Here is an 8715-nt window from a genome sequence, read left to right on the forward strand (position 1 = left end):
CACCACCCGACACCTGGACACCGGACCCACCACCACTGTCCCGGGCAGAGTTCGTGCTGCGCGACGTACTTCTCGACCACACGCTCGCGGCCTGAACGCCGGTGCCGTTGCGCAAGAACGGTCGGGTCGGCGGGGGCCGGGCGGTGGTTGAGTGACACGCATGCGTACAGAACAGGTTCGGTTCCCGGAGGAGTACGGCACGCCCAGCGAGCTGATGGAGTGGGAGGACGTACGCCGGCGGCTGGTCGAGGCGAAGCAGTTCTGGTTCGCATTCGAGAGGCCGGGGCGGAGTCCGCACGTGACGCCGCTGGACGGCGTCTGGTTCGAGGACAAGCTGGTCTACGGCGGCAGCCCGGAGACGTTGCACCGGCGGCTCGCGACCGCGCATCCGAAGGTGACCGTGAACCTGCCGGATCCGTGGAAGCTGGTCGTCGTCGAGGGGGAGGTGCGTACGACCTCGTTCTCCCCGGCAGCGGCGGAGGAGATCGCGGCGCTGCTGAACGCGAAGTATCCCGAGTACGGCGAGAGCGTCTTCAAGCCGGCCACGGAGTCACCGGCGGTGCATCCACGCCGGATCCGGGCGTGGACGTCGTTCCCGAAGGACGCCACCGCCTTCGTCTTCGACTGACTTCCGGCGTCTCCGCGCTAGTCTCGCAGTGATGCACTTCACCGAGTACGACACCCGCGTGGCGGCGTACGCCGTCGTCGTCGACGATGGCCGGATCCTGCTGAGCTGGTTCAGGGGAAACCATCGCAACGAGCCGGGCTGGACGCTCCCGGGCGGCGGCGTGGACTACGGCGAGCAGATGCCGAGCGCGGTGGCGCGCGAGGTGAAGGAGGAGACCGGGTACGACGTCGAGGTCGGGGCTCCGCTGACGACCGACGTGCACGTCGTGCCGTTCGATCCGGGGCGACGGCCCTACCAGTCCACGCGCATCGTCTTCGAGGCGCGGATCGTCGGGGGCGAGCTGGGCACCCTGGAGGTCGACGGGACCACCGCGTTCGCAGGGTGGGTCGGGGTGGACGACCCCGTGATCGGGGCCGACACCACCAGCCCCATCGTGCGGATGGGGCTGGAGGCGCTGAAGCTCGCTCAGTCGACCCAGTAGTTGTCGTGGAGCTTGTAGAACTCGGCCATGTCGTCCGGGCCGAGCTCGGTGCCCTCGGCCAGCTCGCGCAGCCCCTCGAAGTAGCCCTCCCGCGGCGCGCCGGGGGTGAAGTGGAGCAGCATCGAGGCGGGCTCGTCGGTGGTGTTGCGGAAGCCGTGCAGGCCGCCGACCGGCACGTGCACGAAGTCGCCGGCGCCGGCCGGGATCCACTCCTCGCCGTTGAAGATCCGCACCGTCCCGGTCAGCACGTAGAACGACTCGGCGACCGCACGGTGGAAGTGCGGCCCCGGACCGGTCTCGCCGGGGCCGAAGTGCCAGCGGTAGAGGCCGTAGTCGCCCGCGGTCGTCGCTCCGGTGGCGAGATAGTCGACCTTCACGCCGTTGGGGTAGGTCAGATCGGGCGGGGTGGCGTCAGGGCGGTAGAACGCCGAGACCTCACCGGCATCGCCGTCGTAGCGCTCGGGCGGGTAGGGGACACCTTTGGTCCCCATCGACTCTGGAAGTGACATGGGCCAAAACTGCCCGATCCGTCCAGGGTTGGGAAGCCCATTGGAAATTGCGTCAGTAGGGTTGCCGCCGTGACCCTCGTCCCGGACTCCTTCCTGGCTCTCGCGGCCAACGGTCCGCCGTGGGCAGCGTGGCTCGACGACCTCCCCGGTCTGCTGCGCGACCTGCTCGAGGAGTGGTCGCTGACCGTCGACGGCCCCTCCACCCACGGCAGCTGCGCGGTGGTGGTCCCGGTGCGCACCGCCGAGGGCGAGGCTGCGGTGCTGAAGGTCGACTGGCCCCACTGGGAGGCCGAGCACGAGGCGCTCGCGTTGCAGGTGTGGGGCGGTCGGGGCGCCGTACGCCTGCTGCGGGCCGACCCGAAGCGCTTCGCGCTGCTGCTCGAGCGGCTGCACACCGAGGACCTCTCCGAGCTCTGGGACGTGCAGGCGTGCGAGATCGTGGGCGGCCTCCATGGGCGCCTGCACGTCGCGGCCCCGCCGCAGCTGCGTACGTTGTCACAGCAGGCCGCACGCTGGGCGAGCGAGCTGGGGGAGCGGCGGCTTCCGGTGCCGCCGCGGATGGTCGAGCAGGCCCGGGCGATCGCTCGCGACTTCGCCCGTGACAAGGCCACCGACGGGACGCTGATCCACACGGACCTGCACTTTGCCAACGTCCTTCGAGGCGACCGTGAGGAGTGGCTCGCGATCGACCCGAAGCCGCTCTCCGGCGACCCGCACTACGAGCTCGCGCCGATGCTCTGGAACCGCTTCGACGAGTACGCAGGACGGATCCGGGACGGCGTCCGCGACCGGTTCTTCGCCCTCGTCGACGCCGCCGAGCTCGACGAGAACCGCGCCCGGGCGTGGGCGGTCCTGCGGCTGATCGTCAACGTCAAGCACGAGCTCGAGGACAATCCCGTGCCCGACAAGGACTGGATCACCGCGATGATCTCCGTCGCGAAGGCCGTCCAGGACTGACGGCGGAGGCAACAGGGTTGACCGAATCGGCTCCGCCGGTCGCCCCCAGCCCCTACGCTCGATCAGCCGGCGACGGCGCCGGCCGCGGGGGCGACGGAGGTCATGATGAGACGTTTCCCTTTCGCAGTGGTGAGTGCCGTGGCCCTGATCGGGGCGATGATGGCCCCCGCGTCACCTGGGGCGGCCGCAGAGGCGGACCCGCCCGAGCAGTGGCGCAGCCTGTGGGTCGACGGCTTCAACCGGGGCATCTACACCCCCGCGCAGGTCGACGAGCTGGTCCAGGTCGCCGAAGACATGCACGTCAACGCGCTGATCGTGCAGACCGCGCGGCGCTGGGACTGCTTCTGCAACGACGCGCTCTATCCGCGTACGGATGCGGCCATCGACCCCGCCCCCTACGACCCGCTGCAAGAGATCATCACCGAGGCGCACGCGGCCGGGATAGAGGTGCACGCCTGGGTCAACGTGAACACGATGTGGAACTCCGCGACCGCGCCGCGCTCGCCCGAGCACGCGTTCAACCAGCACGGCCCCACGGCGGCCGGGGACGAGCGGTGGCTGAACAAGAAGTACGACGGCACCGAGCGCGTGGGTGCGAACGCCTACGCCGACCCTGGGCACCCCGGCGTGGTCGACTACATCGTCGAGGGTGTGCAGTCGATCGTGCAGAACTACGACGTCGACGGGATCAACCTCGACTACGTCCGCTACCCCGACGGCTCCTCCACGACCACCCACAGCGACTGGGGCTACAACGACGTCGCGGTCGCTCGCTTCCAGGCGGCCACGGGACGTACGGACGTTCCCGTGCCTGCGGACGCACAGTGGAGCCAGTGGCGACGTGACCAGGTCACCGGACTGGTCCGCAAGATCTATCTCGGGCTCTGGTCGGTGGACCCGAGCGCACGACTCTCGATGGACGCGATCACCTACGGCAACGGTCCGCAGGCCGTCGGCGGCTGGACCAAGACGCGCACGTACGCCGAGGTCCTTCAGGACTGGAGGGGCTGGCTGTCCGAGGGGATCATGGACACCGCCGTGACCATGAACTACAAGCGTGACTGGATGCCGGCGCAGGCGACGATGTACGACGAGTGGTCGGAGTTCCTCGCCGACAACCAGGCCGGGCGACAGGCGGTCAACGGCCCGGCGCTCTACCTGAACTCCGTGGCCGACTCGGTGGCGCAGGCATGGCAGGCAGTCACGCCGAGCGCCGCGGGCAACCAGGGAGCCGGCTGGAGCGGGTACGCCTACGCCAACCCGACCCGCGAGGCCTTGGCGGACCCGTCGACGCGGCCTGCCGAGCGGGCTGCGCTGACGGAAGCGCTCGCCGGGCCCGGTGGGCCCTTCGAGACTCCTGCGGTGGTGCCGGACATGCCCTGGAAGTCGGCTCCGACCGACGGTCACGTGGCCGGCCTGGCCCGGCTCGCCGATGGCACGGTGCTCGACCAGACGGCCGTGACGCTGCGTCCCCTCGACCAATCGGGACCGTCACTGTCCGCCAAGGCCGACGGCTCGGGCTGGTTCGGCTTCGTGCACGTGCCGCCCGGGCTCTATCAGGTCCGCGTCGAGGCGCCCAAGGGTGCCGATCAGCGTCCCGTCGATGTCGTACGTGTCGGGCCTGGAAGGATCGCAACGGCCTCGTTCTCCTGACCGGACATCTGCACATAACCGTTCGACGGCATCCTGGCCGGGCGGCGAGACTACGCCCATGCCAGTCGTACGAAGCGTCAACATCGGTCAGTCCAAGCCTGCAGAATGGGCCGAGGTGGGTGCCACCTCGATCGAGAAGCTGGCGGTCGCGGAGTCGGTGACGGTCGGTCCTGAGGGGATCGTCACCGACACCCAGACCGACCGCCGACACCACGGCGGCGAGGAGCAGGCGGTCTACGCCTTCGCCCGCGAGGACCTCGATGCCTGGGGCTCGCGGATGGGGGTGACGCTCCGCGACGGCCAGTTCGCCGAGAACCTCACCACCGAGGGGATCGACGTCAACGCGGCTCTGGTGGGGGAGCGGTGGCGGATCGGGACGGTCCTGCTGGAGATCTGCAGCGTGCGTACGCCGTGCAACGACTTCAAGAACTGGATGGGCGTCTCCGGCTACGACAACGCCCAGTGGGTCAAGAAGTTCACTCAGGAGGCCCGGCCGGGGCCTTACCTGCGCGTCCTCGAGGAGGGGCAGCTGCAGGCCGGCGACGAGATCGTCGTCGTCCACCGCCCCGACCACGACATCAGCGTCTCGACCCTGTTCCGGGCACTCAACACGGACCGGTCTCTGCTGCCGAGCCTGATCGGCATCGACGGTCTCGGGGACAAGCCGCGGGCGGCGGCTGAGAGGTACGTCGCCACCAACACCCTCCAATAACTGTTTGACGGTTGGTCGTCGACCTCGCCATACTGACTCCCAAACGACTCTTTGGAGGTCTGGTGGACGAGGAGATCTCGCGGCTGCGGGCGGCCGGGCACCCGCTCCGGCTGCGCATGCTGTCGCTGCTGACCGGGGCGGAGCTGTCGGCCGCGGAGGTGGCGCGCGAGCTTGACGTGACCCACGCCAACGCCTCCTACCATCTCCGGCTGCTCGAGAGCGCCGGGCTGCTCGAGGTGGCGGGCGAGGAGAGGATCCGCGGTGGGATCGCGAAGCGCTACCGGCACCCCTGGACGTTCGAGCTCCATCTGAAGGGCTCCGAGGTCAGCCCGGCCGACGACGAGGTCTTCGTGCGCGCCATGGCCGAGGAGATGGTGCGGCGTCGCCGGGAGCGTACGAGCGGGCCGGCGCTGACAACCGACGCGGAGATGTGGGTCGATCCGGAGGTCTGGAAAAGGGTCCGTGACCTCGTCCGGGACGCATCTGACCTGCTCCACGACAACGCTCGCCCGCCGCGTACGGACGGCACGGTCCATGTCAGCCTCACGGCCGCCGCGTTCGTGATGGCCGACCCCGAGGGCGAGCAGGAATGAGCATCAAGGAGAGCCTCTTCGTCCTGAAGGACCGCGACTTCGGGTGGTTCTTCGCGTCGCGGTTCGTGAACATGGCCGGCACCTCGATGTCGCACATCGCGCTGGCCTTCGCGGTGCTGGAGGTCACCGACTCGGCGTCGGCGCTGGGCGCCGTCGTGGCGGCGCACACCATCCCGATGGTCGTCTTCCTGCTGGTCGGAGGCGTGATCGCCGACCGGTTCCCGCGCAGGCTGGTGCTGCAGATCTCGAACCTGTCCTCGGCGCTCACCCAGGCTGTGTCCGCCGGACTGATCATCACCGGCAACGCCGAGATCTGGATGCTGATCGTCCTCCAAGCGGTCAACGGCACCATGTCGGCGATGGCATACCCGGCGATGCAGGGGATGGTGCCGCAGCTGGTCGCCAGGAAAGACCTGCAGCCGGCCAACCTGCTGCTGTCGATGTCGCGAGGCGCGCTGACCATCCTGGGGCCGTCGGCCGCGGCCGTCCTGGTCGTCGGGGTCGGTGCCGGCTGGGCGCTGGCGATCGACGCGCTGACCTGGCTCCTCGCCGCGATCTTCCTGCTGCCGGTGCGGATCCCGCGCCGCGACAAGACCGGGCCGAAGACGTCGGCCCTCACGGACCTGGTCGAGGGATGGACGTACGTCCGTTCCACCACCTGGCTCTGGGTCGTCGTGCTCGCCTTCATGGTGATCAACACGATCTGGTCCGGCGGGATGCAGGTGCTGGGGCCGGCGTACGCCAAGTCCTCCTCTCTGGGTGTCCAGGGCTGGGGGCTGGGCAGCTCTGCCCAGGCGATCGGGCTCCTGGTCATGACGTTCGTGCTGATGCGGCTGACCCTTCGGTATCCGCTGCGTGCCGGGATGTTCGGCGTCACGCTGATGGGGCTTCCGTTCATCGCGCTCGGGCTGTGGCCGGAGACGGTGCCGTTCATCATCGTGATGGCCGTCGCCGGGGCCGGGATCGAGATCTTCAGCCTCGGCTGGAACCTGGCGATGATGGAGAACGTGCCCGAGGAGATGCAGTCGCGGGCGTGGTCGTACGACATGCTCGGGTCCTACATCGCGATGCCGATCGGACAGCTGATGTACGGGCCGCTGGGGGCGCTTTTCGGGGCGCAACCGGTCTTCCTGGCGAGCGGCGTCCTCTGCATCTTGATCTGTCTTGCCACGGTTGCGGTGCCTTCCGTGGCTAGGCTGCAACGCGTCGAGCAACCTGCTACCGAAGGAACGCCCGCATGAGTGAGCGCCAGCGAACGACCATCGGCCTCAGGCCGCCACGTCCGTATTCTTGCCTCTGTTCGACGGAGGTGGCGGCATGAGTCTCAACACCACCGTCGTCGACGAGCTCTTCTCCCAGCGCTTCGAGGAGAACCTGACTCCGGGGCTGGCCTATGGGGTCGTACGCGGCTCCGAGCTGCTCCACTCCGGCGCGTACGGAGCGACGACCGAGGGCGGTCCGGCGCCGACCGCGGAGAGCGTCTTCCGGATCGCGTCGATGTCGAAGTCGTTCACGGCGGCCGCGGTGCTGCTGCTGCGCGACCGTGGGCTGGTCGACCTGGACGAGGCGATCGCGCAGTATGTGCCCGAGCTCGTCGACCAGGCGCCCTACTCCGCCGACTCGCCGGCTGTGACGCTGCGGCTGCTGCTCTCGATGTCGGCCGGCCTGCCGACCGACGACCCGTGGGGAGACCGCCAGGAGTCGTTGTCCTACGACGCCTTCGGGACGTTCCTCGACGGGGGCTTCTCGACCGGGCGGGAGCCGGGGGTCAGGTTCGAGTACTCCAACCTGGGCTACGCGCTGCTCGGGCGCGCGATCGAGAACGTCGTCGGTGGTTCGTCTCCGGAAGGAGCCAACCGGGACTTCGTCGAGCACGAGCTGCTGGCGCCGCTGGGGATGACCTCCTCGGCCTACTCGCCCGATGCGGTGCCGAACCGGGTCCCCGGTCACGTACTGCCGCTGCATCCGGCCTGGGCGGGCGACCGGCTCGAGGGGCCGCGGACCTGGGCCGCGATCCCGCCGGTGCCGTCCGGGTCGTTCGCGGCGATGGGTGGTCTGCACTCCTCGGTCGCCGACCTGGCGCGCTGGGTCGGCGGGTTCCTGGGCGCCTTCTCCTCAGCTGCCGACGGGCATCCGCTGTCGAAGGCGTCCCGGCGGGAGATGCAGCAGCTGCACCGGTTCGGCGCGGTGTCGGCCTCGCTGGGGTTCGCCGGTTTCTCCGGCGCCGAGGCGGGTGTCGGCGCGGTCGCCACGGGCTACGGCTACGGCCTGATGGTCGACCACGACAGCCGGCTCGGGCAGTTCGTCCACCACTCCGGCGGCTACCCCGGCTACGGCTCGCGGATGGTCTGGCACCCGGCGACGGGGCTGGGTGTGATCACGCTGTCGAACAGCACGTATGCGGGGGCCGGGGCGACCGCGATGGCCGCGCTGCGCTCGCTGGTCTCGGACGAGCTCGCCGGTGGTGGTCCGCACCGGTTCTCGACGGTGGTCAAGGGCCTGCGGCCGCGGCTCGACTCGGCGCTGGAGAGCGCGGTCGAGCGGCTGCGTACCTTCGATCCGGCCGGCGCCGAGGCCTTCGCGCTGCCGTCGCTGTTCGCCGACAACGTCGAGCTGGATGCGCCCGATGCCGCCCGGCGCGTCCAGATCACCCAGGCGCGGGCGAAGGTCGGGCTGCCGCTGGGCGGCGCGCCCTACGGCTACTTCTCCCGTGCCATGGGTGTCGCCCTGGCCGTCGTGCCGGCCGAGAAGGGCCGCTACGACATCGAGGTCATGCTCTCGCCGGAGGCCGAGCCGCGCATCCAGACCCTGCGTGTCAACGCCGTCCCCGACGCCGAGGAAGGGGTCCTCGCCGCCGCGCGTGCCGCCCTCGAGGAGGACTCCGCGATCCTTGCCGCGATGCGGGCCTTCGGCGAGCCCGAGCTGATCACGACGCCCTTGTCCGGTGCTGGTTCGTCGAAGGCCGACTTCCTCGTCGTCGCCGGTGCGACGTACTGGAAGATCGCGGTGGCCGAGACCGCCACCGTCACCGCCTTCCCCACCGCCGACCACCCCCGCCTCGCCTACCTCGCCTCCGCGCTCCGCGGCTGACCCCCCGCGCCGAGGCGGACGTCGCCGGGACCGCACGGTCGATCCGCGACACCGGCGCCGAGGTGAGCACGGCCGGGGAGTGGGTCGACGGG

The 8715-nt window shown here is 69.9% G+C and carries 9 protein-coding genes; 8 read left to right on the forward strand and 1 reads right to left on the reverse strand.

Annotated features, from left to right (window positions below):
* Positions 1–160: 160 nt before the first annotated feature.
* Positions 161–628: a pyridoxamine 5'-phosphate oxidase family protein gene (locus ABZZ22_RS26220; RefSeq protein WP_354938227.1), complete on the forward strand. Its 468-nt coding sequence runs from the start codon at positions 161–163 to the stop codon at positions 626–628.
* Positions 629–659: 31 nt separating this feature from the next.
* The gene (locus ABZZ22_RS26225) at positions 660–1109 is read left to right on the forward strand and encodes an NUDIX domain-containing protein (RefSeq protein ID WP_354938231.1); all 450 of its coding nucleotides are present in this window, start codon (positions 660–662) and stop codon (positions 1107–1109) included.
* Here ABZZ22_RS26225 and ABZZ22_RS26230 read toward each other — a convergent pair.
* Entirely contained in the window at positions 1094–1618 is a 525-nt protein-coding gene (locus ABZZ22_RS26230; RefSeq protein WP_354938233.1) for a cupin domain-containing protein, read from the reverse strand. The two genes, ABZZ22_RS26225 and ABZZ22_RS26230, sit on opposite strands and share 16 nt — an antisense overlap.
* 69 nt (positions 1619–1687) lie before the next feature.
* Between ABZZ22_RS26230 and ABZZ22_RS26235 the strand changes: the two genes are divergently transcribed.
* From ABZZ22_RS26235 to ABZZ22_RS26260, 6 genes are all read left to right on the forward strand, one after another.
* On the forward strand, positions 1688–2575 hold the full coding sequence (locus ABZZ22_RS26235; RefSeq protein ID WP_354938236.1) for an aminoglycoside phosphotransferase family protein: 888 nt from the start codon (positions 1688–1690) through the stop codon (positions 2573–2575).
* Between the two features lie 105 nt (positions 2576–2680).
* Positions 2681–4228, forward strand: coding sequence for a family 10 glycosylhydrolase (locus ABZZ22_RS26240; RefSeq protein ID WP_354938239.1), 1548 nt, complete (start codon positions 2681–2683; stop codon positions 4226–4228).
* Between the two features lie 58 nt (positions 4229–4286).
* Positions 4287–4940: an MOSC domain-containing protein gene (locus tag ABZZ22_RS26245; protein WP_354938242.1), complete on the forward strand. Its 654-nt coding sequence runs from the start codon at positions 4287–4289 to the stop codon at positions 4938–4940.
* A gap of 62 nt (positions 4941–5002) precedes the next feature.
* Complete coding sequence (locus ABZZ22_RS26250; RefSeq protein WP_354938244.1) at positions 5003–5533, forward strand: helix-turn-helix domain-containing protein; 531 nt, start codon at positions 5003–5005, stop codon at positions 5531–5533.
* Positions 5530–6774, forward strand: coding sequence for an MFS transporter (locus ABZZ22_RS26255; protein ID WP_354938247.1), 1245 nt, complete (start codon positions 5530–5532; stop codon positions 6772–6774). Before ABZZ22_RS26250 ends, ABZZ22_RS26255 begins: the two co-directional genes overlap by 4 nt.
* 76 nt (positions 6775–6850) lie before the next feature.
* On the forward strand, positions 6851–8623 hold the full coding sequence (locus ABZZ22_RS26260) for a serine hydrolase domain-containing protein (protein ID WP_354938250.1): 1773 nt from the start codon (positions 6851–6853) through the stop codon (positions 8621–8623).
* Positions 8624–8715 lie beyond the last annotated feature (92 nt).

The organism is Nocardioides sp. NPDC006273 (genome assembly GCF_040613495.1).
Classification (GTDB): domain Bacteria; phylum Actinomycetota; class Actinomycetes; order Propionibacteriales; family Nocardioidaceae; genus Nocardioides.